The following is a 22,932-nucleotide window of genomic DNA, read 5'->3' on the forward strand; positions in this document are numbered from 1 at the left end:
AAGGCACCCAGCATTTTGGAACGATCTACATCCCCGTGAGGTAAACGTTCGTTGCAATACCGGTCACCTTATCGTTCACGATGACGAAGATAGCAGCCCAACTTTTCTCAAGAACCAATTTGACCGTGCGCCCTGCAATACAAGAAAAAATATCGGCCGGCGGGTAATCTACCTGCCGGGCGCCCGGCGAGGTAAAGTCGGCGTAAGGTTGGTTGAAGTGCATTTGGCATTTGAAGCCCTTGGCTTCCATCCTGGATCTGGCCTCGGCTACTGCGGTCCCGATGGGAACGATGCTTATTACCGCTGCCTTGAATGATGCTGGATCAGGTTGGTAAATCCGATCCCACACGAGGCCGGCTGAACAGGCGTAAACGGCCGTACAAGCCACGAGTACGAAACCGATCAGCCAAAAAGCCGCCCTACTCATCCTTGGATCGGTTTCTTCTTATGCTTCGGCTTCTGTCTCGCGATCACCGCCAGTTTGGCACGGAACGCCGCCTCGTTCTCGTCGCATCCAAGATCGCGGGCAGCTTCGATGAAATGCTCAAACTGTGGCTTCTTATCAGACGACGGTGGCTTGGGTGCCGGCATCGCATACCTCAAGCGGCTGATCGTAGTCAGATTGACTTGCAAGTAACCATAGTGAGTCTCCGATCATCGGCTATTGCCGACGCGTGAGCGCAGTCGCCTCGTTTGGTACTGATGGCGCCGGCTTAGCTACGTTCTTGAGAAAGTATACGAGTGCATTCTGGATTTTGGCAGCGACAGTAAAATACTGCTCCTCCATCCTTGGGTATTCTGGGGGATTACACAGCGCCCGGTATAATCACTTTTGTTTTGTTGCGTGATTCATGCACCTTGGGGGTTCGGCCCTGCAGGATCGTGCTTGATCGCCTCGGTCGCGCGGAACGGGTTGTCCGGATAGCCGACGCCGATCAGCGCCAGCCCCTCGGGCGGGGCGGTGGGACCGGCGGCGGCGCGGTCCCGAGCCGCCAGTGCCTGGCTGACCCGCTCGGCGGGCCAGCGCGCCTCGCCGACCAGTTTCAGCGTGCCGGCCAGGTTGCGCACCTGGTGGTGCAGGAAGCTGCGCGCCTCGGCGGTGATTTCGACGATGTCGCCATGGCGGGTGACGTCGAGCCGGTCGAGCGTGCGGATCGGCGAGGCGGCCTGGCAGGAGGCGGCGCGGAACGAGGTAAAGTCGTGCCGGCCGAGCAGATGTTGGGCGGCCTGGTGCATGGCGTCGGCATCGAGCGGGGCGGCGACGTGCCAGACCCGTCCGGCCATCAGGCCTGGGCGGCTGCGCCGGTTGAGGATGCGGAAGCGATAGGACCGGTGGTCGGCGGAGAACCGCGCGCTCCAGTCCGGCGCCACCGCGACCGCGTCCAGCACGACGACCGGGTGCGGCTTCATGTGGAAATTCAGCGCATCGCGGACGGCGCCCGCGCCGTGGCAGTCAGGCAGATCGATGTGGGCGACCTGGCCCTCGGCGTGGACGCCGGCATCGGTGCGTCCGGCGACGATGCTGGCGACCGGTTGGCCGGCGTTGAGGTGGGCGGCGGCCTGTTCCAGCACCTGCTGGATCGACAGGCCATTGATCTGGCGCTGCCAGCCGACGAACGGGCCGCCGTCATATTCCAGCAGTAGCGCCCAGCGGGACATAGCGCGGGACGTCGCGGGGGACATCGCGCGGGTCATTGTCCAAGCACGGTGCCGGAGGGCACCGGGTGGCCGCGCAGGAAGGCGTCGGCGTCGAGCGGGGCGCGGCCGGGCAGTTGCACGCGTGTCAGTCGCACAGCAGCGTTGCCGCACGCCACGGTCAGCGCGCCATCCAGCACGGTGCCGGCGATTCCGGACCCGTTGGCGGGGTGGGCGGCGAGGATTTTCAGTGCGCTGCCGGCGAGGCTGGTGAACGTGCCGGGCCAGGGGTCGAATGCCCTGATCCGGCGGTCGATGATGGCGGCGGATTCGTGCCAATCGATGCGGCCATCCTGGCGTGACAGTTTTGCCGCGTAGGTTACGTCCGGCGCATGCTGGGGCATTGGCGTGGGCGAGGTCGCCAGCGCGTCGAGGATCAGCTTCGCACCGATCGCGGCGAGCGCGTCGTGCAGCATGGCGGTGGTGGTTTGGCTGCTGATCGGCACGCTTTGGCGCAGCAACATCGGGCCGCTGTCGAGGCCGGCCTCCATTTGCATGATGGTGACGCCGGTCTCGGCGTCGCCGGCGAGGACCGCGGCCTGGATCGGCGCGGCGCCACGCCAGCGCGGCAGCAGGCTGGCGTGGATGTTGAGGCAGCCTCGGTGCGGCGCCTCCAGCATCGGCGGCGGCAGGATCAGGCCGTAGGCGGCCACCACCGCGGCGTCCAGATGCAGGCGGCGGAACGCCTCGGCCGCATCGGGGTCGGTGCGCAGCCGGGCGGGGGTGCGTAGCGGCAGACCCAACCGGTCGGCCTCGACCTGCACCGGGCTGCGCCGCATCGCCTGGCCGCGGCCGGCCGGTCGCGCCGGCTGGCAGTACACCGCGGCGATGTCATGGCCGGCGTCGTGCAGGGCCCGCAGGGCGGGAACGGCGAACTCCGGGCTGCCCATGAAGGCGATGCGCATGGGCGTTCACCGTTTCCGTTCGTCTTGCTTCTGCCGTTGTTCCTTGGCCAGCCGGCGCATGATCATGTTTCGCTTGAGCGGCGACAGGTGATCGACGAACAGCACCCCGTCCAGGTGGTCGATTTCGTGCTGCAGGCAGGCCGCGAGCAGACCGTCGGCCTCGATCTGACGCCTGGCGCCGGCCTCGTCCAGGTAGCGCACCGTGACCCGAGCCGGGCGGGGAATGTCGGCGTATTGACCGGGCAGCGAGAGACAGCCTTCCTCGCGGGTGGCGAGTTCGTCGCTGGCGGCGACGATCTCGGGGTTGATCAGGCTGTGCGGTTGGTTTTTGTCGTCCGCGGCCAGATCGATCACCACCAGGCGCAGGCCGAGACCGATCTGTGGTGCCGCAAGGCCGATCCCGGGGGCCAGGTACATTGTTGCGAACATCCGCGGGATCAGCTCGCGCAGGGTATCCCAATCCGCTGGCTTCACCGGTTGGGCGCGGGCCTTCAAGATCGGATTTGGCGCGATCAGGATCTCCAGCGGCTCGATCTGCGCCGGTGTCGGGGTCTGGGTTTTGTCGTTGCTCATTCTGTCGCTGCATTTAAGGTACGATCGCGTTCAGCGGAACGTCTGCGGCGGTTAATCATGCGATAATATGCTCCGCCGCGCCGTTTTCGGCGGCGCGGCGGAGGGTTGGATTGATTTTGCTCAAGTCCGACTCGGGCGGCGCATTCCAGTGGTTCAAATCAGCCGGAGAGTGCCGCCTGATTTGAACCACTGGCTTGTGGTTTTTTGGGCCGATTCACCCGACCGCATGGGATGCTGCTGTCGGGATCGGACCGCTGGTGTCGCGAGGCTGAAGTTGCTGTATCAGGCGACCATCAGCCTCGCGACACTCGCATTTTTGTTTGCAGTGGCCTGCTGATCCCATAGGTCCGCCGCGAAGTGCGGCGAGCTTCTGGGGCACCGGGGCTCTTGAATCCGCTGTGGTGGCTGCCAAGATGTTGCGTAGCCGAGACGCCTTGACAGGGTTTCGGCGGTTGCTTCGCTCGTAGGAGGGGGCCTTGACGACCCGCATGTTTACTTCACCGCTTTTTTTGGGCTTTGACCACCTCGAGCAAATGCTCGAGCGTGCGTCCAAGACGTCGTCCGACGGCTACCCGCCGTACAACATCGAGCAAACCAGCCCGACCGGACTTCGCATCACGCTCGCGGTTGCCGGCTTTACCATGGACGATCTGCAGATCACCCAGGAGGACAACCAACTGGTTATCCGGGGGCGACAGACCGACGACAGCCAGGGCCGGATTTTCCTGCACCGCGGCATCGCGGCGCGGCAGTTCCAGCGGTCTTTCGTGCTGGCCGAGGGGATCGAGGTGAAGGGGGCCTGGCTCGATAACGGCCTGCTGCACATCGACCTGGCCAAGCCGCAGCCCGAGGTTCGCGTCAAGACGATCCCGATCACACGCAATAGCTCGGCTTCCGCCATGCGGCCGAACGGCACCGATGTTGGTGCCCTGGTTGACAGCAAGGCGGACCGATGAGGCGGCGGGGGCTGCTGGCCTCGCAAGCACCGACAGCGCTTCGGCAAGGCTGTCGTCACACAGGAGTACACAAGCGATGAATATCGACCCAGCCGACCAAATGGATTCCGCGGCCTCGCCGGCCGAGATGATCCCGTTCGACGTGAGGCATCTTTCGGAACAGCAACTTGCCGCACTTGGTGTGGCCCACATCGCCTACGTCAAGCCGGTGATGGTGAACGGCGTGCAGGGGTTCGCGATTCACGCCGCCGATGGCACGCCGATGGCGGTCGCGGGTGACCGCGAGGTCGCCGTCGCCGCGGTGATGCAGCACGAGATGATGCCGCTTTCAGTGCACTGATCGGCCGGCCCGGTGAGGCCGGTAAGCCGGCCGTCGGGTTAACGAGCGGCCGGCGCGGCGGGGCGTGATCCGGTGTTTGATCGGCGGGATCAGTTGTCGGCCGCCAGCGTGACCAACGGGGTGAAGACATAGCCGCCATAGCGCACGGTCTTGATGAAGGACGGGTCCTTCAAGTTGGTCTCGATCTTGCGCCGTAGCCGGCTGATCTGCACGTCGATGCTGCGGTCGAACACCGCCGCCGCGCGGCCGTGCACCAGTTCCAGAAGATCGTCGCGCGACAGCACCTTTCGCGGGTGCTGACAAAACACCAGCAGGATGCTGAACTCACCGCTGGTCAGCGGGCGGGACTTGCCGTCGGGGGAGAACAACTGTCGCCGACCGACATCCAGCCGCCAACCCTCGAATACCAGGACCTGCGGCGCCTCGGCCTGGCCTGGGTCGGTTTGCACGCTGCGACGCATCACCGCGCGCACCCTGGCTAACAGCTCGCGCGGGTTGAACGGCTTGGGCAGGTAGTCATCGGCGCCCATTTCGAGCCCGACGATGCGGTCGGTGTCGGCGCCCCGGCCGGTCACCATGATGATCGGCACGGATGACTTGCCGCGGATCCGGCGGCAGATGGAGAGGCCGTCCTCGCCTGGCAGGCCGACGTCGAGGATCACGCAGTCCAGCCGGCCGCCCGCCATGACCTGATCGAGGTCGCGCCCAGTGCGCGCGGCTGTCACCTCGAAGCCATTGTCACTCATATAGGTTTTCACCATTCGGCTGATTTCGGGATCGTCTTCGACGATGGCGATACGGGATAAAGAGTCCATGGCCCACCTTTCGGCCGCCAGATTGCCACCGCATGCAGTTCACGAACAAGTGTAACCTGTATGCGGAAACAAATTGACACGTTGGAGGTGGTCAACGATTGCTCGGACCGCCGATTGGATGCTGGGGTAGCCGAGCGCATACCGATCAGTATAATCGCCCCGACGTCGCGCCCCGGTTGTTCCGTGGGGCCGACCTTTGGCCCGCGGGCCGATCCCTGGGGAGTGAAGCATGAGTTTGAAAGCTGCGGCCTATATCGCGGGAGCGTGGGAGCACCCGACACGCAAGGCGCCGGACAAGTCGATCGCGCTGTTGCACGCCGAATGCGCCAAGGGCGCGCTGGAGGATGCCGGCCTGACCAAGGACGATGTCGACGGCTATTTTTGCGCCGGTGACGCACCCGGAGCGCTGGGTCCGCTGTCGATGGTCGATTACATGAACCTGAAATGCCGTCACGTGGACAGCACCGATGTCGGCGGGTCGTCCTATCAGGTGGCGGTCGGTCACGCGCTGGAGGCGATCGCGACGGGGCGTTGCAACGTCGCGCTGATCACGCTGTCCGGCCGGCCGCGCAGCGAGGGGCAGGCCACCGGCACCGCGCCCAGGCCCGGCAATCCCAGCGCGCCGGAAATGCAGTTCGAGTTTCCCTATGGCCCGGCGACGGCCAATCTCTACGGGATGTGCGCCGCTCGGCACATGCACGAGTATGGCACCACCAGCGAGCAGCTGGCCTGGATCAAGGTCGCCGCGTCACACCACGCCCAGCACAACCCGCACGCCATGCTGCGTGACGTGGTCAGCGTGCAGGACGTGGTCAGCTCGCCGATGGTGTCCACTCCGCTGCACCGGCTGGACTGCTGCGTGATCAGCGACGGCGGCGGCGCACTGGTGCTGACCAAGCCGGAGATCGCCAAGAGCCTGAAGCGGCCGCGGGTCAAGGTGATCGGGGTCGGTGAGGCGCCCAAGCACCAGGCGGGCGGCGACCTCGACCTGACCTATACCGCGGCGCGTTGGTCCGGGCCGCCGGCGTGGGAGATGGCCGGGGTCAAGCCGTCCGACATCAAATACGCCTCGATCTACGACAGCTTCACCATCACCGTGCTGATGCAGTTGGAAGACCTGGGGTTTTGCGAGAAGGGCCAGGGCGGCAAATTCGTCGCCGATGGCAACCTGATCTCGGGCACCGGCAAGCTGCCGTTCAACACCGATGGCGGCGGGCTTTGTTCGAACCACCCGGCCAACCGCGGCGGCATCACCAAGATCATCGAGGCGGTGCGCCAGTTGCGCGGCGAAGCCCATCCGAAAGTGCAAGTTCCCAACTGTGACCTCGCCATCGCTCACGGCACCGGCGGCGCGCTTGGCACGCGCCATTGCGGCAGCACCGTGATCCTGGAACGGGAGTAATCGACATGGCCGAAACCGCGCGCAAAATCCAGTTCGTCGGCAGCGCCGAGACCAATCCGGAAACCAAGCCGTTCTTTGACGGCGCGTCCGCCGGCAAGCTGATGGTGCGGCGCTGCACCAGTTGCAAAAAGGTGCACCACTATCCGCGCGAACTGTGCCCGTTCTGCTTTGGCGCCTGCGCCTGGGAGCAGGCCTCCGGCAAGGGCACGATCTACACGTTCAGCGTGATGGAGCGGGCCAATCCGCCCTACGCCATCGGCTATGTCACGCTGGCCGAGGGTCCCAAGGTGCTGACCAACTTCGTCGAGTGCGACTTCAAGGCGCTGAAGATCGGTCAGCCGGTGAAGGTGGCATTCGCCAAGACCGAGGGCGATGGACCGTCGATGCCGGTGTTCACCCCGGCCTGACCCGCGCGGCACGGGTCAGGGCCCGGACGGTCATGTGCCGGGCTCGATCGGCATGCGGGCGATGCTCAGCCAAGCCACCGGCGCTCCGGCGGCTTCCGCTGCCTGGGACGCCGGACACGAGGCGTCCCAGTCGGCGGCGATGAAGCGTCGGCCGCTGACGCCCACCGCCTGATCGGAGACCAACCAGAGCAGTGGCGGCAGCATGATCTCGGGCCGCAGCATCTTGGACCGGTCGCCGGCCTGGCCCACCAGCGGCGTATCGGTGGTGCCGCCGGGCACCAGGACGTTGGCGGTGACGGCGGTGCCGTCCAGGTCGGCGGCGAGCACCGCCATCGACGATTCGAGCGCGGCCTTGCTCGATCCGTAGAGCAGGTGACCGGCGCGGACCATGGTTCCCAGGCTGGTGGTCACGGTGATGATGCGCCCGCTGTTGGCCTGCAGCATGTGCGGCAGCACCGCGCGCGACATCAGGATCGGCGCGGTGGCATTGATGCTGACGAAGCGTTGCCACTGGTCGGGGGTGATCTGCCAGAAGCGGATCGGGTTGGCGCGCTGATCGGGGCGGATCGCCGCCTGGCCGATGCCGGCGTTGTTGACAAGGACCTCGATGCCGCCGAACCGGGTCATGGTTTCGGATACGATGCGATCGAACGAATCGGGCTGTGCGAGATCGGCGGTGAGCGGTGCGATCGGCTCGGGCAGGGTGGCAAGGCCGGCGGCGTTGCGATCGACGGCGATGACGTTAAACCCGGCGTCGGACAGGCCGAGCGCCATGGCGCGTCCCAGGCCGCTGGCGGCTCCGGTGACGATGGCTGTCTTGGGTGGTGTCGGCATTGTTGGTTCCTCCCGCGCCGCGGTGCGGCATTTTAGTTCTACGCCGCAGTTTGCGGCGAGCCGGGCGGGATGCCAAATCGTCGGCTGATCAGGGGGTCGTTACAGAAGGGTGCTGGTCCGTCCAGAGACCTGTCAATTTCCGGGCCTGATGCTATGTGACCGACGGTGGGCCCGGCTAATGCGGCACACTGAAAGGCGGCTCATCCGATGCTCACGCTCGTAAGTACTTTGGTATTGACGACCTCTCTCGAGGTCTAGTCTCGCGAGTCCGAAGTTCGCCCTATCAGGCGAACCCCAGCCTCGGGACACTAGCCATTTGTTTTCAGTGGCCTGCCGATCCCATGCGTCCGCTGCGAAGTGCGGCGAACTTCTCGGGCAGGACACTAGAATTTCACGCCCTTCGCTCTCGCGTCAGCACGGCCTCGCGCCGTGCGCTCTTTGATGCGGCGATGTTCGAGATTCGCGGCAACGCCAAGGATCGCAAAAACGATCTCGGCAAAGTCGGACGTGTTTCAAGGAACGGCTCGGCCAGTGACCGAATACCAGCCCCGGCTCGCTGCATTTCGCGGGCGATGTTGAGAAGGTCGGTCGTATCGCGCGACATGTTCCACACATCTTCAAGTCTGATCCGAAGGTCGACGACGCGGGGGGCAGACGCGTCACATTTGGCCAAAGCTCATTCCGTTCACCTGAGTCGCGTTTGCCGCTCCGATACTGGCCAAGCTCAATAGGTTGAGAGTACAGTCCAATGAGCCGGCGCAAGACGCATCGGATTTTTGGCTAAGGCACGGCATGATTAAGATAGTTATAGCAGCCGTCATATCAAACTATGTGCTCACCTTCTTTGTGATCGGCTTGATTGCCTCTGCGATAGCGATTGCGCGGATGCCACGGCCGATCAGCAGCGCGGTTGCGGTTGACAAGCTCCTGGCGTGGTATGTCCTTCTTAATATTGGTTTCATGTATCTAGTTAATTTCGTTTTCCACGTATTCTTCGGCCGGATCGCAGCTGCGTTCATTGGCTGGGCGGACAGCCCCTTTCAGGTCGAGGTTGGCACGGCGAGCCTGGGCTTTGCGGTCGCCGGCTTCATCGCCGCTTTTGCCAGTTTCGACCGCCGGCTCGTGGCGGTGATCGGCCCCGGCATCTTCATGCTTGGTGCCGCCGTCGGTCACGTCCAGCAGATGGTGACAACACATAATTTTGCGCCGGGCAATGCCGGAATCATCTTCTACCTGGACATCCTCATTCCGCTGCTCGGCTTCGTGCTGCTTTGGCTCCAATACCGCCAGAGGCGCCCGGGCTGGGCCATCCAGTAGCGTAGCGCTCGGCATAACGAGAAAGACCGAGTAATGGCGACACCAGGGCAGAGGGAGCTCTTCGGACCGGAGCGGCTATTGGCCTTCAGCGATGGCGTATTCGCTGTTGCCATCACGCTGCTGGTTATCGATCTGCGGCTACCGCCGGTGGAGGGAGGAGATGCGGCGATATGGGATGCGCTGCTGACCATGGGACCGAAACTGCTCATCTTCGTCTTTACCTTCATCATCATTGGGATGAGTTGGCTCGGGCACCACCGCAAGTTCAGCTACATTCGTCAGGTCAATAGCGGGCTGCTTTGGCTGAACTTGTTCTACCTGTTGACTCTCTGCCTGATACCCTTCGCGACCGGCGTGCTCAGCGAACACGGCGACCGCTTCGCGTTCATTCTGTATGCGGTCGTTATGACGCTCGTTTCGATGCTCTCAGCCGCACTGTCTGCGTATGGCTTGCGAGAGCCCTTTCTCGCCAATCGGATCCTGCAGCCTGGCGTTCGCCCGGACATGATCCTTTCACCCTTTTTCACCGCGATTGTCTTCCTGATGTCGGCAGCGGTGGCGTTTGGTGGCCGAATGAAGATTGCGCACTGGATCTTGCTTTTGATCATGCCTGTCTCGGCTTTTTTCGGCTCTCGCACTCGTAAAGCCGCCTGACCAGCACAGCGAACCTGTCCGGAAGTCTTGAATTCTAGACCACGCCTACATCCGGATACTTCAGAACGATTGCGCGAGTTCGGTAGTGATTTTTCCATGTCAAGATTTGAGTTAGGCGGCTTTAAGCGCTTCTCAATCATTTCGACCACCTTCGCTACTAAGCGCTTGCCCACCTCTATCGCGGCTCTCGCCCGTTCAGGAAAAATTCAGCTCGCCGGTCTCGGCAATGGCCTTGAGTTGGTAAGTGCGGCTCAGGAAAGCACGCAATTCCGGGTCAACACGGCTCAGCCGTCCAAGCTCACTCTGCACGCCGCGATGCGATTTCGCGAGCTTGCCGGTGATTTCCAGGATCAAGGCTTGCGCGGCATGCAATCCCGCGAGATACGCCTCGCGGCCTGCCTCATTGGGGCAGCGGTCGAGCATTCCGTCTGCCTTCCCCAGCGCCGCACGAGCCTTGCCGAGAAACGCGGCGGCTTCCGGCGTCACAGGTCGATACCGTCCGTGCGGATGCCAAGCATAAGCTGCGTCCGCTCATCATAGGCACCAGCGCGATAAGGCATCGCGTGCACAAATTCGCCGGTCTGGTCAATAATTTCGGTGCTCAGGTCGGCTAGTCGGTAGAGTTCGACGCCGCGGTCATCCATGTTGCTCAGGAACACCGCCACGTCGTAGTCGGACTCAGCACGCGCGTCGCCGCGCGCGCGGGAGCCATACAACACCACACGGTCAAGACGATCGCCATACATCTTGGTCAGCGCCTGACGGAAGCCGACGAGCACGGGATCGGACGAGGGATGAACCGGTTCAGTCATTCTCTCAAGCCTAGCATAACCGTGGTCCATTTGATATCGTGCATCCCGCGTGGAAACGCGCGGGGCACGCCGTCCCCCGCTCCGTAAGGTCAGGTCGGCGGGTTCGACGAAGCTCCCCTTTTAGCAGGTGACGCAGTCCCGACTGGGCGGCGGTTCCGGCATCGGCGATGCGGTGTTTGTATTATACCGCAGACCGCCGGCGTCTCGTATTCGCGGCTACGCCGGGGCGCCGATCACCAGGCAGACGTTCTGGCCGCCGAAGCCGAACGAATTCGATATCGCGTGGCGCACCGTGGCCGGGCGGGCGAGGTTCGGCACGCAATCCACCGGCAGAGCCGGGTCGGGCAGATCGTAGTTGATGGTCGGCGGCAGCAAGCCGTCGCGGATCGCCAGCAGGGTGAAGATCGCCTCCACCGCGCCGGCCGCTGTCAGGCTGTGGCCGATCATCGACTTGTTCGATGACACCGGGATCGATCCGGCCCGATCGCCGAACACCGCGGTGATGCCGACCCATTCCATCTTGTCGTTCTCCGGCGTGCCGGTGCCGTGCGCGTTGATGTAATCGATCGCCGCCGGGTCGAGCCCGGCGTCGGCCAGCGCGTTGCGCATGCAGGCGATGATCGGCTTGCCGTCGGGCGAGGACCGGGTGCGATGGAAGCCGTCCGCCACCTCGCCGCAGCCCTCGATCACGCCCAGCACCGTGGCGCCGCGAGCCTGGGCGGCGGCGAGGCTTTCCAGCACCAGGGCGCCGGCGCCCTCGGCCATCACGAAGCCTTCGCGGTCCTTGCTGAACGGGCGCGACGCCGATGACGGCGGGTCGTTGCGGGTTGACAGCGCCGACAACAGCGAGAACCGGATCAGGCTCTCGGGGTTGACTGAGGCGTCGGTGCCGACCACCAGCGCGCTGTCGGCTTCACCGCGGCGAATCGCCTCGACCCCAAGCTGGATCGCGGTGCCGCCGGAGGCGCAGGCGGTCGAGGTGGTTACCGGCGAACCTTTGGTGCCGAACCGATCAGCCAGGTTCTCGCCGACCGATCCGAACAGGAAGCGGCGATAATACGGTTCGAACGCTCCGCCGCTGGCGGCCCGCAACAGGTCGCTGTAGGACACGGTTCGTTCGGCGTCCGAACCGTGTTCAGTGCTCGGCTTGTGGTCCACGCCGGACGCCGCCGCCATGGCGAAACGCTGCGGCCACTCGAGCTCCACCGGCGGCAGCGCCAGGAACAGAGGCCCGGGGAAATCGCCGAACCGTCCGATGCCGGCCTCGGCGATGGCTTCCTCGATGACCAATTCGGCCATCCGTTGCGACAAGGCCGGGGCGGAAGGCTCGGTCACCGGCACGAAATCGACGGTGCCGGCGATCGTCGTGCGCAGGCCGTCGATCGGGAAGCGGGAGATCCGGTGGATGCCGGACACCCCGGCGGTCAGCGCCTGCCAGTTGGCCGACTGGCCCTGACCCAGCGAGGTGAGCACGCCCATGCCGGTCACCACGACGATGCGGCGGCCCAGGTGATCGGTGTCGATGGTCATTATGCTTCCCTGCGGGTTGCCCCCCCTCGGATGGGTGCTCTTGCTCAACAGCTTCAGGCGGCGGTGACGAGGGCGAGCGATTCGCCGCGCCAGTGGCCCCAGGATGTCACCAGGGCTTGCCGCAGCGGTGTTGTCATCGGCCGTTCGGCGGGCTCCAGCGGCGGGAACAGCGCGGCGTGGCGAACCGCCAACGCGGCGAACGCCAGGCTGGCCGGGAACGACGGCTCCAGCGCGTGGCCCAGCGCCGTCGCGGTGGCCCGCACCGGGACTGCCAGGTCAGCCAGGAACGTCGCTTCCTCCTGTGTCGCCGCGGCGACTCCCGAGGCGCCGGAGATCACCGCGGCTTCGGTTGGATGGTAGTGTGCGGCCATGGTCTGGAACTGCGCCTTGGCATTGGCGGCGGCCTCGCCCGGCAGGCGGCGGCTGCGGTCGGTGCAGATCGCGGCGATGTGCGCCCAGGCCGGTGCGCCCCGAATGGCGGCATGGGCTCGGGCTTCGATCACCAGGAAGCAGCCGACCGATCCCAGCACCAGGCCGCCGCCGGACGCCTGGCGCTCCCAGATCGGGCCGAATGGCGCCCTGCGCTGTAGTCCACCCATCTCATAGTGCAACACCACGTCCGCACGCTGCGCGTTGTATGACCCGCCGACCAGCATGATCTCGCCCTGGCCGGCGGCAATGCGAGCACAGGCGATGCGGACGGCGTCGGCGCCGGCGGCTTCCTCTCCCATGAAGGTGCGGGACGATCCGATGACGCCATGCACGATGGAGATGTTGCCGGCCAGCAGGTTGGACAGTTGTGCCAGGAACAGGGTCGGCCGCAGCTCGCCCTGCAAATGCTGGTTCAGAAAGAGTCCAGGGTTGGTGGCGTGCGGATAACCCGACAGCAGGGCCGAATCGACAGCGTAGTCGCGCTCGCCGCCGCCGGCCGCGACGATCATCCCCATCCTCGACAACAGATCGGTGTTGCCCTTTACGCCGGCTTGCTCCAGCGCCAGGCCGGCGGCGAACACGCCGATGCGCTGCCAGGCCTCCATCTGGCGCTGGTCGCCGCGCTTGGGGATCTGACGGTCGAAGTCCAGCGCGGCCAGCGGATGCACCGCGAAGGGGGCGAAGCTGGTCGGGTCCAGCACCGAGCGGAAATCGTTCAACGCCTGCCAGTGCGCGTCGGTGCCGCAGCCGAGGCTGGATACGATGCCGATGCCGGTGATCAGCGCGTCGCGGTCATGCACCATCGGCTGACCCGTCCGCGGCCTCCGCCGGGGGCAGGAACGCTGTTGCCAGCCCGATGCGGTGGGCGGTGGCGATCATCGCCGCGCGCAAGGTCGGGTTGGGGAACACCACGACTCCGTAGCGCAGTTCGGCGTCGGCGATTTTCTTGCCGCCGGCGGTGATGGAGGCCTTGGCGACCGCGTAGCCGGAGCCTTCGTGCAGCAGGGTTGCCTCGGTGCGCAGGTCTTGGGCGGGTGGGACGATGGATCGCATCTTGGCTTTTTCGACCTGGATCAGGAACGGCATCCGGGCACAGCGCAGGGTGGCGAGCACCAGCCAGCCTCCGGTCTGCGCCATGGTCTCGATCATCAATACCCCGGGCAGGATCGGATAGCCGGGGAAATGGCCCTCGAACACCGGGGACCGGTCGGGCACCTGGCCGGCGGTTGCGATGCGGCCGGCCGCGACGTCGAGTTCGATGATCCGATCGACCATCTGGAAGTATTCCAGGCGCATCAGGTCACACCGCTTGGGCGGCGGTCATGCCGCCTTGGCCGCCACCAGCTTGTCGATGTTGGCGCAGAGGTTCTTCAGCACGAAATACTCGTCGGTGGTAACCTTGCCGGCGTTCACGTCCTGGGTCCATTGCTCCAGCGGCATCTTGATGCCGAACGCCTTGTCGATGGCGAACGCGACATCGAGGAAGTCCAGGCTGTCGATGCCCAGGTCGTTGATCGCATGGCTTTCGGGCGTGATCTTGTCGGGTTCAATGTCGCAGGTGTCGGAGATGATCCCCGCCACGGTTTCGTACGTCGATGCCATGCCCAAGCCCCTGAGAAAGTCGCGCGGCACTAACATTGTCGCCCATGGGTGGCAAGAGTCCGCAAGAAAGGCAGGGCTCTGCCCGGACCCGCAAAGGGGGCGACGCCCCCTTTGATCCCATTGATTTAGGGACTGGGTAAGGAGGGGGCGACCGAGTTCGTTGCATTCCTCGAGTAGCCCCCTCCTCACCCAGTCCCTATACCGGGGTTCCAAGGGCCGCCGGCCCTTGGTGGGGTTCGGGGCAAAGCCCCGGCCTTGCTGTCCGACCCTCACTCCGTGGCGAGAATCGCGGCGGCGGCGTCGGTGAGCACCTGGCAGCCGAGGGTGATGTCCTGGTCGCTGGTGTTTTCGGCGTAGTGGTGGCTGATGCCGCCGATGCTGGGGACGAACAGCATTGCCGACGGCAGACGTTGTGACATGATCTGGGCGTCGTGGCCGGCGCCGGACGGCATCGACTGGTGCAGGCCGGGGGCGTGGGTTTGGGCGGCGGTCGACAGGGCCTGGCGGAAGCCTTGATCCATCGCGCTGGGGGCGGTGGTCGCGCGATGGGCGATGCGGACCTCGCAGGGGCCGTTGGCGGCTTCGGCCACCAGGTCGTGCAGCGCGGCGTCGAGCGCGTTCAGGATTGCCGGATCAGTATCGCGGAACTGGAACACCAGTTCAGCGGCGCCCGGCACGATGCTGGGGGCGCCGGGGTCGAGCTTGATATCGCCCGTCGTCCACACCGTGCGCGGCCCGGCGATCCGCGGGAAGTGGGTTTCGATGGCGGCGGCCAGCTTGACCAGCGCGACCCCGGCGTCGCGGCGCACCGCCATGCGGGTGGTGCCAGCGTGGTTCTGCTGGCCCTTGAACTGGATGCGGAAGCGGTGGCTGCCGACGATGGCGGTGACGATTCCGAGCCGCAGATGGTGGTCTTCAAGGTCGGCGCCTTGCTCGATATGGGCTTCGAGGTAGCCGCGGTAGCGCGCGGCGTCGATGGTCTGCCGCGGACGGTCGGCGAACCCGGCCTGGCGTAGCGCATCGCGCAACGAGACCCCGGATTCGCGATTGGCGCAGGCGTCGATTTCGGCCTCGGTCAGCAGGCCGCAGAACGACCGGCTGCCGATGAACGAGCCAAAATGGCCTTCCTCGTCGGCCCAGGCGGCGACGTCGATGCCGTGACCGAGGCTGCGGGCGACCTCCAGGCCGTAGATCACGCCGAGGGCGCCGTCCAGCCAGCCGGCATGGTTCTGGGTTTCCATGTGGCTGCCGATCAGCAGCTTGCGCCCCGGTGTGGGGTCGCGGCCGAAGACGTTGCCGATGCCGTCGATCGAGGTGTCCAGGCCGGCCTCGGTTAGCTTTGCTGCGAGCCAGTGGCGGGCTTCGACGTCTTGGGGGGAGAAGGTGGGGCGGTGCACGCCGGTTTTGTATTTGCCGATTTCGCCCGTCGCGTAGAGGTCGCGGAGCAGGCGGGTTGGGTCGATGGCGGGCATGCGTGGGCTCCTGGGGGCGGTTGCGCGTCGGACCGAAACGGCGCCATTCCGGCCGGGGTTTGTTCGTGCGCCGGGGTTTGTTCGTGCGGACGAGATCGCGCGCATGAGGCGGGTGAAGATGCTGATCAGCATTTCCCGCGAATCGGTCTTGGACGAGGCGGCTGTTTAGGGCCTGCGGAATAATAAGTGCTTCAAGGCGGTCGTTGGGTGGGTGCTATGGTGTAGTTCCATTCGCCATGGAACTCATCGCGGGTGATGTTGATCGCCTGCATTTCCTTGTGCGTGATCTTGATTGCCTTTGGGTAGAGGTTTCCGTCGATCTCGCAGCAGACCTTGAGGCCAGTTTCGGTTGTTGTCGATCCGATCAGCTGAACAATCACCTGATGGCTGACCAGTGGCTTGCCGCGCCTCGTGGTGATGAAGGCGAACAGGCGGTGTTCGATTTTGTTCCATTTGCTTGTGCCAGGCGGCAAGTGAGCCACCGTCACCGTCAGACCGGTCTGATCGGCGAAGCGCTGCAACTCGCGCTTCCATAGCTTGACTTGCGGCCCGTTGCTGCCGCCGCAGTCGGCGGTGATCGTTAGGCATTTGGCATTGGGATAGCGCGTTTGGCCAAGCTTGTACCACCAGCGCCGGATACTCTCGACGGCAAATGCCCCGGTATCGGCATCAACACCGACGCTGACCCAGCCATGATTGGCCGCGATGTCATACACGCCGTAGGGGGCGACCTTGCCCAACGCGGGGATCTTGAAATCGTGCACCCGCACCGCCTCCGGCTGGCCCTTGGGACGCAGTTCGCGGCCGTTGTTCTTGAAGTCGCCGACCAGTTCCTTCTTCTTGGTGTCGACCGAGATCGCCGGCTCGCCGGCGTTGGTCGCGGCCTTCACGGTGGCGCATCCCGGTCAGGGTGCTTACCGCCTTCTCGGGTCTTGCTGTTGGCCTGACAGCTGTAGTTCAGCTCCCGCAGCAGATTGGCGACGACGCGCTGGCTGGCCTTGAACCCCTGCTCGGCGAGCGCCTTGACCAGGTGACGCTGACTGCGGCTGACCCAGCGCAACGGCGAACCCGGATCACCGCGGATCGCCGACTCGATTAGCGCTTCCAACGCTGCCGGCAGGCCAGGCTGATGCGCCACCGCAGGCTTACGCCCGGCGCCCGGACGGCGCACCCGCCGATCGATATCGTTGCGCGCAGACCGAAGCTCGCGCATGCCACGGTTGATCGTACTGTGCGCCAGCCCCGACCCTCGCGCGGTTGCGGTGACGCCGCCGAGCCCTTGGGCCAGCGCTTCATTGGCGGCGAACAAGCGCCGTCCACGCTCGTCGAGAAACGGGGCCGCCAACTGCCAGCGCGCGCGGATGTCGTCGATATCAATCACCGGCTCAGGTTAGCCGTGCGGTACCGCGTCGCAGCCAGCAAATTCGCGATTCTATTCCTGCGTTCTTAAAGTCGCTGCGATTCGATAATTTCTCGGCGGGTCCTAAGGGGCGGTTGGTGATGGAAGGCTGGTTGCTGCTGTTGACGTCTTCGATGGGTTGTCGGCGCGGTTCGTGCGCTTGTTGGTTTTGTCAACACGGAGACACGAAGTTTATTATGGCGTGGTAATTGACGGACTGCGTCTGTTTGGTTGGAGGTCAGCATCTGGTCCGCGGTTGGAGCATTCGGGATGCCGGCGTGAGGTGAGCTCACCCCGGCATGCTGGTTCGGCTTACTTGACGCTGGAGTAGGGGGTTGGGCCCAGGATGTAGTTCGTCACCTTGGCGACGAGGGGGCCATTTGCCTCGGTCTTGGCGCGCGCGGCGTGCCATTCGGGGTCGGCCTGGAAGGCGTTCCATTTGGTTTCGCGTTCGGCAAGGGATTCCCAGGCCAGCATGTAGTAGAGGGTCATGTTGGATTCGCCGATCAGGGTGGTCCAGAAGCCGGCCTGGCGGATGCCGTGGCGCTGCCAGATGTTGAGGGTGATGGTGCTGAAGCGGGTGTTGAGGTCGGGCAGGCGGCCGGGCATGGCTTCGTAGATTCTGAGTTCGTAGATCATGGGTTTCCTCCAGGAATTGCGACGATCGAAGTCTGCTGCGGCGCTGCGTAGTGAGCAAGGGTATTGCATCCCAATTTATTGAGTGCGTGCTTTCCTTACGGTATTTTAATGATGATCTGCAGTTATCCGGTCTGAGTGCCTAAGAAACGACTTGTTGAAACAGGAGGGCGTTGCGTATGCTGAAGCACATTGTGGCGGCGAATCCCGTCCCAGAAATTAACCCGTCGTAAAGGTCTTTGGTCGAAACTCCTAAAGAAAGGCACCATCAAACATAGCGTATTACAATGACAGCGGCCAGCACGCGAGAATTCAATGACCTACCGTGGGGTGACGAATTGTTTCCCTACCTCCTTCCATGGGCGCTGGAGAAACAATCGTATACCAATATTGAGGCTAGACAAAACTGCACCAAGGCGGCCGGACTCAGCATAGAGCAACAGACTCGTAGACAGGCCGATGGCAAACAAATCGCCTGGGTCAACTACGTTGCCTTTGCGCTTAAGCAGATGACAGAATTGGGTCTTCATACCAGCGTCCAAAGACCAAGAGGCATAAAGCAGTATTCCGCCATTCCGGCTAAAATCCGGGCATATGTGCAATCGGCGGAAGCCAAGGCCATCGTCTTGGGCGACAGCCATAATCCCATTCTGGCGGATTTCGAAAAAGCTATTGTACACCACCCCGTTGAGACTGAGATTCTTCGACTGGTTAAGCAGCGCGTAGGGCAGGATATACTCCGTAGGTGGTTAATCGAGGATCGCGACTGCCGTTGCGGCTTTTGACAGAGGACTGATTTCTTTCAATACCGAAGGAGCTATTCTGGTCAATAAGGAGCTCGGGCTGGAAAACCAGCGGCTACTCGGTCTCGCGGACGACATTAAGGTGAAGATGAGTCCCGAGCGAGAAGGCTATATGATCTGGCATCGGCAGCATTTTGGTTTTGAGGACTCCTCCCCTTTCCTCAAGAAGGATTTTAGAGCCCATAAAAATGCTTTAGGACTGTCATCTGCTATATTGTCGTCTGTGCCGGATGATTCAGGAGCAGTCAATTCGTCGGCAATTGCAGGCTCTTAAGCAAGGGAAAAGTTGGTTGGTTTGTCAATGTGTTCGACCTAACTAAACCAGTTCGGCGCTGACCGCGAGGGTGGTGGCGGCTTCGGCGAGGCGGCGATCGAGCGTGCATAGGGTCGCGCCGTGCTCCGCCGCGATGGCGACGTGCAGGGCGTCGGCGGCGCGCAGGCCGAGGCTGGCTTGTTCGACATACCCGGCAGCGGTGCCGAAGTGGCTTCGGTTGACCGGCAGAACGGTCAGGGATTCGGTTCGCAGCCGGGTGAACACGCTAGCCAAACGGGCTCGGTCCGGGCCGCTGAGGTCGCCGGTGCGGACCTTGATGGAGAGGGCGGAGGCCAGTTCGGTGAGGACCCAGTCGCTGATCAGCAGGGTTTCCGGCCGCTGGCGTCCGAGCCAGGCCTGGATGCGATGGGTGGCGGGCTCGTTGGCCAGGGCGGCGACCAGCAGCGAAGTGTCGAGGTAGAGCGTCAGTAGCGGTCCTGGTCGCGCATCGTCCGAACCAGCGCTTCGGCTGGCTGGGTGGCGGGCGGAATCGTATCGGTCAGGGCGCGCAGCATCGCTATGTCAATGGCTGTTCGCGGGCGCGCGGCGGGGCGAAGTTCCGCCACGGGTTGTCCCCGCCGGCTGATCTGGACGCACTCGCCCGCCTCGGCGCGGGCGACAAGGTCGCTGAGATGCGCTTTGGCTTCCGCGAGGTTGATTGTGTCCATGTCGTTGTCCTGACTAAGTTGTTGGTCATATATAGGCTTGCAGTGGGGTCTGGCAAGTTCTGAGCGCCTGGGAGGCGGTCACGCCAGGGGGAGCCGGCTGTGCGGCTGTGCAGCGTGGGAAGGGGCTTCAATCCCGGGGGGCTTCTACCCTGGGAGGCTGGGCGTTGCGGTTGATCCGGGTCATGGGCGCGGGTAGGTTGGCGGGCTTTACGCCGCCTGTCCTTTCTCGAACTGGTATGTCCCGATGTCTCTCACCGCCGAACGGCTCGACCGTATTCAGCCCAGCCTAACCATTGCGATCTCCACTGTCGCGCGGCGCATGATCGCCGAGGGCAAGAACGTCATCAGCCTGTCGCAGGGGGAGCCGGATTTCGACACTCCGCGCAACATCAAGGACGCGGCGATCCGAGCGCTGGAGGCGGGCGAGACGAAATATACCGATGTGGCGGGGACGCAGGTGCTGCGCCGCGCGGTGGCGACCAAGTTCGCGCGTGACAGCGGCATAGAGTACAAGCCGGAGGAGATCATCGTCTCGACCGGTGCCAAGCAGGTGCTGTTCAACGCCATGCTGGGGACGCTGAATGCCGGCGACGAGGTGATCATTCCCAGCCCGTGCTGGGTGAGTTATCCGGACATCGTGACGCTGGCGGATGGCAAGCCGGTGCTGGTGCCGTGCGGGCAGAACAATGGCTTCAAGCTGCGCGCGGAGGACCTGGAGGCGGCGATTACGCCGCGGACTCGCTGGTTCATGCTGAACAATCCGTGCAACCCGACCGGCGCGGCGTACAGCGCGGACGAGCTCAGGCCGATCTGCGAGGTGCTGCTGCGCCACCCGCACGTCTGGGTGCTGACCGACGACATCTACGACAAGCTGGTATACAACGGCTTCAAGCCGGGCACGATCGTGGCTGTGGAGCCTCGGTTGAAGGATCGCACGCTGACGGTGCACGGGGTGTCGAAGTCGTATGCGATGACCGGCTGGCGGATCGGCTTTGCCGGTGGCCCGGTGGCGCTGATCAAGGCGATGGACAAGTTGCAGAGCCAATCGACCTCGAACCCGAACTCGATCGCCCAGGCGGCGGCGGTCGAGGCACTGCTGGGACAGCAGGACACGGTGGAAGAGATGCGCGTGGTGTTCGAACAGCGGCGCGACCTGGTGGTGGAGATGCTGAACCAGGCGCCGGGGATCAACTGCAGCAGGCCGGATGGGGCGTTCTACGTGTATCCGTCGATCCACGGCTGTATCGGCAAGACCAGCGAGGGCCGGGTGGCGATCAAGGACGACGAGGCGTTCGCATTGACCTTGCTGGCCGAGCAAGGGGTGGCGACGGTGCATGGCGCGGCGTTCTGCTATCCCGGTTACATCCGAATCAGCTATGCCAATGCGACCGAGGAGCTGCGCGAGGCGTGCGTGCGTATTCAGCGCTTCTGCCAGGGGATGCACTAGGATGTCGGGGGTGGGGACGATGCCGGGGCTGTCGCGGCGGATCGGCCGGGTCGAGTTGGCGGCTAGCGTGCGGATGACGATCAAGGCGCGGGAATTGCGCGCCGCCGGCAAGCCGGTGGTCACGCTGACCACCGGGGAGCCGAATTTCGACAGTCCGCCGCATGCCATCGAGGCGGCGTATCAGGCGGCGCTGAAGGGCGACACCAAATACCCCCCGCAGGATGGCACGCGGGCGCTGAAGGAGGCGATTCAGCGCAAGTTCATGCGCGATTCGCGGCTGGACTACGCGCTGGAGGAGATCACCGTATCGAACGGCGGCAAGCAGTGTCTGTTCAACGCGATCATGGCGACGGTGGACCCCGGCGACGAGGTGGTCATTCCGGTGCCGTCGTGGATCGCCTATGCGCAGATGACCCAGTTGTGCGGCGGCGTGCCGGTGCTGGTGAACTGCCCGCAGAACAACGGCTTCAAGCCGCGCGCCGAGGATATCGACGCGGCGATCACGCCTCGGACCAAGTGGCTGATCCTCAACAACCCGAACAATCCGACTGGGGCGTGCTGTTCGGCGGCCGAGATCGCCGAGATCGCCGCGGTGATGCGCCGCCATCCGCATGTCTGGGTGCTGTCGGACGACATGTACGAGCACCTGGTGTTCGACGGGTTTCAGCACGCGACGTTTGCCCAGGTGGCGCCGGACCTGAAGGGGCGGACGCTGACGGTTTCGGGGGTGTCGAAGACCTATGCGATGACCGGCTGGCGGGTCGGCTTCGCGGGGGGCCCGAAGACCTTGATCAAGGCGATGACGGTGATGCAGGGGCAGGCCACGGCGGGGATTTCGACGCCGGGACAGGCCGCCGCCACTGCCGCGTTGGACGGCCCTCAGGACGGCGTCGATGTGCAGATCGCGGCCTATGAGCGGCGTCGCGACCTGGCGGTGGAGCAGTTGAACGCGGCCAAGGGCATCAGTTGTCACAAGCCGGAGGGCGCGTTCTACGTGTTCCCGAATGTCGCCGGCTGCCTGGGCAAGACCACCGCCGGCGGACGCGGGCTGAACACTGACGAGGACGTCTGCCTGGCCTTGCTGGAGGAGAACTTCGTTGCCACGGTGTTCGGCGCGGCCTACCACATGAGCCCGTTCCTGCGCATCAGCACCGCGACGGCGGATGATGATCTGGCCGAGGGCCTGCGGCGGATCCAGACTTTCTGCGAGGGCCTGCGCTGAGCGGTGGTGGGCCTCGCCAATCCGGGCTGGCTGATCCGGGCTGGCTGATCCGAGCAGGGCGCGACGCCGATGGTGCCGGCATGATCGCGCTGATCGCGGCCTGCTGGTCGCAATATCCGGGTGTCATCATGGATGTTGACCGGGAGATGCCGGAACTGCGGGCATTGGACAGCTACTATCGCGGTCAGGGTGGCCGGCTGTGGACCGCCCAGGCGGGGATCGTCCAGGCGGGGATCGTCCAGGCGGGGATCGGCCAGGCGGGGATCGGCCAGGCGGGGATCGCCCAGGCGGGGATCGCCGAGTCGGGCACCGCGCTGGTCGGCATGATCGCGGTGCGGCCGATCGAGCCGCCGAGTTGGGAAATCTGCCGCGTCTATGTCGATCCCGAGCGACATGGGTTGGGCCTGGGTCATGCGTTGCTGGACCGGGCGGAAGGCTATGCCGCCGCGGCCGGTGCCCGGCGCCTGGCGCTGTGGAGCGACACGCGCTTTCACCGCGCGCATCGGTTTTACCAGAAACGCGGTTATGCGCGGGTCGGTCCGGTCAGGGTGCTGAACGATCTCTCGAATTCGCAGGAGTTCGGCTTTGTCAAGCTGGTGGATGGTTCGACCGTTGACCCTTCGGGCTGAGCCTGACAATCGCTTGACTTGACCAACCGCGCGGGGCTTGTGTGCCGGCCTGATGCCGGAGGGTCCTGA

The 22,932-nt window shown here is 64.3% G+C and carries 29 protein-coding genes; 10 read left to right on the plus strand and 19 right to left on the minus strand.

Features of this window, described 5'->3' with window-relative positions:
* Nucleotides 1-25: 25 nt before the first annotated feature.
* The 5 genes from ACQY4Y_RS19255 to def all read right to left on the minus strand — a co-directional run bounded on the left by ACQY4Y_RS19255 (nt 26) and on the right by def (nt 3,173).
* Nucleotides 26-250, minus strand: a complete 225-nt coding sequence (locus ACQY4Y_RS19255; protein WP_428492200.1) for a hypothetical protein — start codon at nt 248-250, stop codon at nt 26-28.
* A gap of 173 nt (nt 251-423) precedes the next feature.
* Nucleotides 424-591, minus strand: coding sequence for a hypothetical protein (locus tag ACQY4Y_RS19260; protein WP_428492201.1), 168 nt, complete (start codon nt 589-591; stop codon nt 424-426).
* Between the two features lie 258 nt (nt 592-849).
* Nucleotides 850-1,659 (minus strand): tRNA pseudouridine(38-40) synthase TruA, encoded by an 810-nt coding sequence (gene truA / locus ACQY4Y_RS19265; protein ID WP_428493677.1) that lies wholly within the window; start codon nt 1,657-1,659, stop codon nt 850-852.
* A 32-nt stretch (nt 1,660-1,691) separates the two neighbouring features.
* Nucleotides 1,692-2,600 (minus strand): methionyl-tRNA formyltransferase, encoded by a 909-nt coding sequence (fmt, locus tag ACQY4Y_RS19270; RefSeq protein WP_428492202.1) that lies wholly within the window; start codon nt 2,598-2,600, stop codon nt 1,692-1,694.
* Between the two features lie 6 nt (nt 2,601-2,606).
* Nucleotides 2,607-3,173 carry a peptide deformylase gene (gene def, locus ACQY4Y_RS19275; RefSeq protein ID WP_428492203.1) on the minus strand — a complete coding sequence of 189 codons (567 nt, stop codon included), beginning with the start codon at nt 3,171-3,173 and terminating at the stop codon, nt 2,607-2,609.
* 476 nt (nt 3,174-3,649) lie between these two features.
* Between def and ACQY4Y_RS19280 the strand changes: the two genes are divergently transcribed.
* Nucleotides 3,650-4,129, plus strand: coding sequence for an Hsp20 family protein (locus ACQY4Y_RS19280; RefSeq protein WP_428492204.1), 480 nt, complete (start codon nt 3,650-3,652; stop codon nt 4,127-4,129).
* Between the two features lie 76 nt (nt 4,130-4,205).
* Nucleotides 4,206-4,469: a DUF1150 family protein gene (locus ACQY4Y_RS19285; protein ID WP_428492205.1), complete on the plus strand. Its 264-nt coding sequence runs from the start codon at nt 4,206-4,208 to the stop codon at nt 4,467-4,469.
* An 89-nt stretch (nt 4,470-4,558) separates the two neighbouring features.
* Here the strand turns inward: ACQY4Y_RS19285 and ACQY4Y_RS19290 are convergent, their stop codons facing one another.
* The gene (locus tag ACQY4Y_RS19290) at nt 4,559-5,284 is read right to left on the minus strand and encodes a response regulator (protein WP_428492206.1); all 726 of its coding nucleotides are present in this window, start codon (nt 5,282-5,284) and stop codon (nt 4,559-4,561) included.
* 229 nt (nt 5,285-5,513) lie between these two features.
* Here ACQY4Y_RS19290 and ACQY4Y_RS19295 point away from each other — a divergent pair, with 229 nt between their 5' ends.
* Nucleotides 5,514-6,686 carry a thiolase domain-containing protein gene (locus ACQY4Y_RS19295; RefSeq protein ID WP_428492207.1) on the plus strand — a complete coding sequence of 391 codons (1,173 nt, stop codon included), beginning with the start codon at nt 5,514-5,516 and terminating at the stop codon, nt 6,684-6,686.
* 5 nt (nt 6,687-6,691) lie between these two features.
* On the plus strand, nt 6,692-7,093 hold the full coding sequence (locus tag ACQY4Y_RS19300) for a Zn-ribbon domain-containing OB-fold protein (protein ID WP_428492208.1): 402 nt from the start codon (nt 6,692-6,694) through the stop codon (nt 7,091-7,093).
* A 30-nt stretch (nt 7,094-7,123) separates the two neighbouring features.
* Here the strand turns inward: ACQY4Y_RS19300 and ACQY4Y_RS19305 are convergent, their stop codons facing one another.
* Together ACQY4Y_RS19305 and ACQY4Y_RS19310 are read right to left on the minus strand one after the other, a co-directional pair.
* Nucleotides 7,124-7,927: an SDR family NAD(P)-dependent oxidoreductase gene (locus tag ACQY4Y_RS19305; protein WP_428492209.1), complete on the minus strand. Its 804-nt coding sequence runs from the start codon at nt 7,925-7,927 to the stop codon at nt 7,124-7,126.
* A 383-nt stretch (nt 7,928-8,310) separates the two neighbouring features.
* Nucleotides 8,311-8,418 carry a hypothetical protein gene (locus tag ACQY4Y_RS19310; RefSeq protein WP_428493678.1) on the minus strand — a complete coding sequence of 36 codons (108 nt, stop codon included), beginning with the start codon at nt 8,416-8,418 and terminating at the stop codon, nt 8,311-8,313.
* 301 nt (nt 8,419-8,719) lie between these two features.
* Here ACQY4Y_RS19310 and ACQY4Y_RS19315 point away from each other — a divergent pair, with 301 nt between their 5' ends.
* The gene (locus ACQY4Y_RS19315) at nt 8,720-9,244 is read left to right on the plus strand and encodes a DUF6790 family protein (RefSeq protein WP_428492210.1); all 525 of its coding nucleotides are present in this window, start codon (nt 8,720-8,722) and stop codon (nt 9,242-9,244) included.
* A gap of 78 nt (nt 9,245-9,322) precedes the next feature.
* Nucleotides 9,323-9,898 (plus strand): TMEM175 family protein, encoded by a 576-nt coding sequence (locus ACQY4Y_RS19320; RefSeq protein ID WP_428492211.1) that lies wholly within the window; start codon nt 9,323-9,325, stop codon nt 9,896-9,898.
* A gap of 195 nt (nt 9,899-10,093) precedes the next feature.
* Here the strand turns inward: ACQY4Y_RS19320 and ACQY4Y_RS19325 are convergent, their stop codons facing one another.
* The 9 genes from ACQY4Y_RS19325 to ACQY4Y_RS19365 all read right to left on the minus strand — a co-directional run bounded on the left by ACQY4Y_RS19325 (nt 10,094) and on the right by ACQY4Y_RS19365 (nt 17,784).
* Nucleotides 10,094-10,384: a hypothetical protein gene (locus ACQY4Y_RS19325; protein WP_428492212.1), complete on the minus strand. Its 291-nt coding sequence runs from the start codon at nt 10,382-10,384 to the stop codon at nt 10,094-10,096.
* Nucleotides 10,381-10,710, minus strand: coding sequence for a nucleotidyltransferase domain-containing protein (locus ACQY4Y_RS19330; RefSeq protein ID WP_428492213.1), 330 nt, complete (start codon nt 10,708-10,710; stop codon nt 10,381-10,383). Before ACQY4Y_RS19330 ends, ACQY4Y_RS19325 begins: the two co-directional genes overlap by 4 nt.
* Before the next feature lie 216 nt (nt 10,711-10,926).
* On the minus strand, nt 10,927-12,240 hold the full coding sequence (locus ACQY4Y_RS19335) for a beta-ketoacyl-ACP synthase (protein WP_428492214.1): 1,314 nt from the start codon (nt 12,238-12,240) through the stop codon (nt 10,927-10,929).
* A gap of 53 nt (nt 12,241-12,293) precedes the next feature.
* On the minus strand, nt 12,294-13,475 hold the full coding sequence (locus ACQY4Y_RS19340) for a beta-ketoacyl-ACP synthase (protein ID WP_428492215.1): 1,182 nt from the start codon (nt 13,473-13,475) through the stop codon (nt 12,294-12,296).
* A complete protein-coding gene (locus tag ACQY4Y_RS19345; protein ID WP_428492216.1) occupies nt 13,465-13,968 on the minus strand; it encodes a 3-hydroxyacyl-ACP dehydratase FabZ family protein in 504 nt (167 codons plus the stop codon). Before ACQY4Y_RS19345 ends, ACQY4Y_RS19340 begins: the two co-directional genes overlap by 11 nt.
* Nucleotides 13,969-13,992: 24 nt before the next feature.
* Nucleotides 13,993-14,274 carry an acyl carrier protein gene (locus tag ACQY4Y_RS19350; protein ID WP_428492217.1) on the minus strand — a complete coding sequence of 94 codons (282 nt, stop codon included), beginning with the start codon at nt 14,272-14,274 and terminating at the stop codon, nt 13,993-13,995.
* A 269-nt stretch (nt 14,275-14,543) separates the two neighbouring features.
* Nucleotides 14,544-15,746 (minus strand): hydantoinase/carbamoylase family amidase, encoded by a 1,203-nt coding sequence (locus tag ACQY4Y_RS19355; protein WP_428492218.1) that lies wholly within the window; start codon nt 15,744-15,746, stop codon nt 14,544-14,546.
* Between the two features lie 191 nt (nt 15,747-15,937).
* Nucleotides 15,938-17,127 (minus strand): ISAzo13 family transposase gene (locus ACQY4Y_RS19360; RefSeq protein WP_428492219.1). Its coding sequence is split into 2 segments (ribosomal slippage): nt 15,938-16,638 and nt 16,638-17,127, totalling 1,191 coding nucleotides; the frame shifts between segments, so codons are not numbered across the junction.
* Nucleotides 17,128-17,457: 330 nt separating this feature from the next.
* Nucleotides 17,458-17,784, minus strand: coding sequence for an NIPSNAP family protein (locus tag ACQY4Y_RS19365; RefSeq protein ID WP_428492220.1), 327 nt, complete (start codon nt 17,782-17,784; stop codon nt 17,458-17,460).
* 284 nt (nt 17,785-18,068) lie between these two features.
* Here ACQY4Y_RS19365 and ACQY4Y_RS19370 point away from each other — a divergent pair, with 284 nt between their 5' ends.
* On the plus strand, nt 18,069-18,566 hold the full coding sequence (locus ACQY4Y_RS19370; RefSeq protein ID WP_428492221.1) for a hypothetical protein: 498 nt from the start codon (nt 18,069-18,071) through the stop codon (nt 18,564-18,566).
* A gap of 334 nt (nt 18,567-18,900) precedes the next feature.
* Here ACQY4Y_RS19370 and ACQY4Y_RS19375 read toward each other — a convergent pair whose 3' ends face one another.
* Both ACQY4Y_RS19375 and ACQY4Y_RS19380 read right to left on the minus strand, forming a co-directional pair.
* Nucleotides 18,901-19,326 carry a type II toxin-antitoxin system VapC family toxin gene (locus ACQY4Y_RS19375; protein WP_428493679.1) on the minus strand — a complete coding sequence of 142 codons (426 nt, stop codon included), beginning with the start codon at nt 19,324-19,326 and terminating at the stop codon, nt 18,901-18,903.
* Nucleotides 19,323-19,565, minus strand: a complete 243-nt coding sequence (locus tag ACQY4Y_RS19380) for a type II toxin-antitoxin system Phd/YefM family antitoxin (RefSeq protein WP_428492222.1) — start codon at nt 19,563-19,565, stop codon at nt 19,323-19,325. Before ACQY4Y_RS19380 ends, ACQY4Y_RS19375 begins: the two co-directional genes overlap by 4 nt.
* A gap of 244 nt (nt 19,566-19,809) precedes the next feature.
* On the opposite strand from ACQY4Y_RS19380, the gene ACQY4Y_RS19385 reads away from it, so the two are divergent.
* The 3 genes from ACQY4Y_RS19385 (at nt 19,810) to ACQY4Y_RS19395 (ending at nt 22,863) form a co-directional block, all read left to right on the plus strand.
* Nucleotides 19,810-21,012 (plus strand): pyridoxal phosphate-dependent aminotransferase, encoded by a 1,203-nt coding sequence (locus tag ACQY4Y_RS19385; protein WP_428492223.1) that lies wholly within the window; start codon nt 19,810-19,812, stop codon nt 21,010-21,012.
* A 19-nt stretch (nt 21,013-21,031) separates the two neighbouring features.
* Nucleotides 21,032-22,234, plus strand: a complete 1,203-nt coding sequence (locus tag ACQY4Y_RS19390) for a pyridoxal phosphate-dependent aminotransferase (RefSeq protein ID WP_428493680.1) — start codon at nt 21,032-21,034, stop codon at nt 22,232-22,234.
* Nucleotides 22,235-22,314: 80 nt separating this feature from the next.
* Nucleotides 22,315-22,863: a GNAT family N-acetyltransferase gene (locus ACQY4Y_RS19395; protein WP_428492224.1), complete on the plus strand. Its 549-nt coding sequence runs from the start codon at nt 22,315-22,317 to the stop codon at nt 22,861-22,863.
* Nucleotides 22,864-22,932 lie beyond the last annotated feature (69 nt).

Origin of the sequence: Rhodopila sp. (genome assembly GCF_965277165.1) — a bacterium.
Taxonomy (GTDB): domain Bacteria; phylum Pseudomonadota; class Alphaproteobacteria; order Acetobacterales; family Acetobacteraceae; genus Rhodopila.

Excerpts from the sequence above, each read along its gene's own strand:
- ACQY4Y_RS19350 (WP_428492217.1), bottom strand. The coding sequence starts at position 14,274 with ATGGCATCGACGTACGAAACCGTGGCGGGGATCATCTCCGACACCTGC.
- ACQY4Y_RS19340 (WP_428492215.1), bottom strand. The coding sequence starts at position 13,475 with ATGGTGCATGACCGCGACGCGCTGATCACCGGCATCGGCATCGTATCC.
- ACQY4Y_RS19285 (WP_428492205.1), top strand. The coding sequence starts at position 4,206 with ATGAATATCGACCCAGCCGACCAAATGGATTCCGCGGCCTCGCCGGCC.
- def (WP_428492203.1), bottom strand. The coding sequence starts at position 3,173 with ATGAGCAACGACAAAACCCAGACCCCGACACCGGCGCAGATCGAGCCG.
- truA (WP_428493677.1), bottom strand. The coding sequence starts at position 1,659 with ATGTCCCGCTGGGCGCTACTGCTGGAATATGACGGCGGCCCGTTCGTC.
- ACQY4Y_RS19330 (WP_428492213.1), bottom strand. The coding sequence starts at position 10,710 with ATGACTGAACCGGTTCATCCCTCGTCCGATCCCGTGCTCGTCGGCTTC.
- ACQY4Y_RS19260 (WP_428492201.1), bottom strand. The coding sequence starts at position 591 with ATGCCGGCACCCAAGCCACCGTCGTCTGATAAGAAGCCACAGTTTGAG.
- ACQY4Y_RS19380 (WP_428492222.1), bottom strand. The coding sequence starts at position 19,565 with ATGGACACAATCAACCTCGCGGAAGCCAAAGCGCATCTCAGCGACCTT.
- fmt (WP_428492202.1), bottom strand. The coding sequence starts at position 2,600 with ATGCGCATCGCCTTCATGGGCAGCCCGGAGTTCGCCGTTCCCGCCCTG.
- ACQY4Y_RS19385 (WP_428492223.1), top strand. The coding sequence starts at position 19,810 with ATGTCTCTCACCGCCGAACGGCTCGACCGTATTCAGCCCAGCCTAACC.
- ACQY4Y_RS19290 (WP_428492206.1), bottom strand. The coding sequence starts at position 5,284 with ATGGACTCTTTATCCCGTATCGCCATCGTCGAAGACGATCCCGAAATC.
- ACQY4Y_RS19395 (WP_428492224.1), top strand. The coding sequence starts at position 22,315 with ATGATCGCGCTGATCGCGGCCTGCTGGTCGCAATATCCGGGTGTCATC.
- ACQY4Y_RS19365 (WP_428492220.1), bottom strand. The coding sequence starts at position 17,784 with ATGATCTACGAACTCAGAATCTACGAAGCCATGCCCGGCCGCCTGCCC.
- ACQY4Y_RS19300 (WP_428492208.1), top strand. The coding sequence starts at position 6,692 with ATGGCCGAAACCGCGCGCAAAATCCAGTTCGTCGGCAGCGCCGAGACC.
- ACQY4Y_RS19295 (WP_428492207.1), top strand. The coding sequence starts at position 5,514 with ATGAGTTTGAAAGCTGCGGCCTATATCGCGGGAGCGTGGGAGCACCCG.
- ACQY4Y_RS19305 (WP_428492209.1), bottom strand. The coding sequence starts at position 7,927 with ATGCCGACACCACCCAAGACAGCCATCGTCACCGGAGCCGCCAGCGGC.
- ACQY4Y_RS19315 (WP_428492210.1), top strand. The coding sequence starts at position 8,720 with ATGATTAAGATAGTTATAGCAGCCGTCATATCAAACTATGTGCTCACC.
- ACQY4Y_RS19345 (WP_428492216.1), bottom strand. The coding sequence starts at position 13,968 with ATGCGCCTGGAATACTTCCAGATGGTCGATCGGATCATCGAACTCGAC.
- ACQY4Y_RS19335 (WP_428492214.1), bottom strand. The coding sequence starts at position 12,240 with ATGACCATCGACACCGATCACCTGGGCCGCCGCATCGTCGTGGTGACC.
- ACQY4Y_RS19255 (WP_428492200.1), bottom strand. The coding sequence starts at position 250 with ATGGAAGCCAAGGGCTTCAAATGCCAAATGCACTTCAACCAACCTTAC.
- ACQY4Y_RS19390 (WP_428493680.1), top strand. The coding sequence starts at position 21,032 with ATGCCGGGGCTGTCGCGGCGGATCGGCCGGGTCGAGTTGGCGGCTAGC.
- ACQY4Y_RS19370 (WP_428492221.1), top strand. The coding sequence starts at position 18,069 with ATGACAGCGGCCAGCACGCGAGAATTCAATGACCTACCGTGGGGTGAC.
- ACQY4Y_RS19355 (WP_428492218.1), bottom strand. The coding sequence starts at position 15,746 with ATGCCCGCCATCGACCCAACCCGCCTGCTCCGCGACCTCTACGCGACG.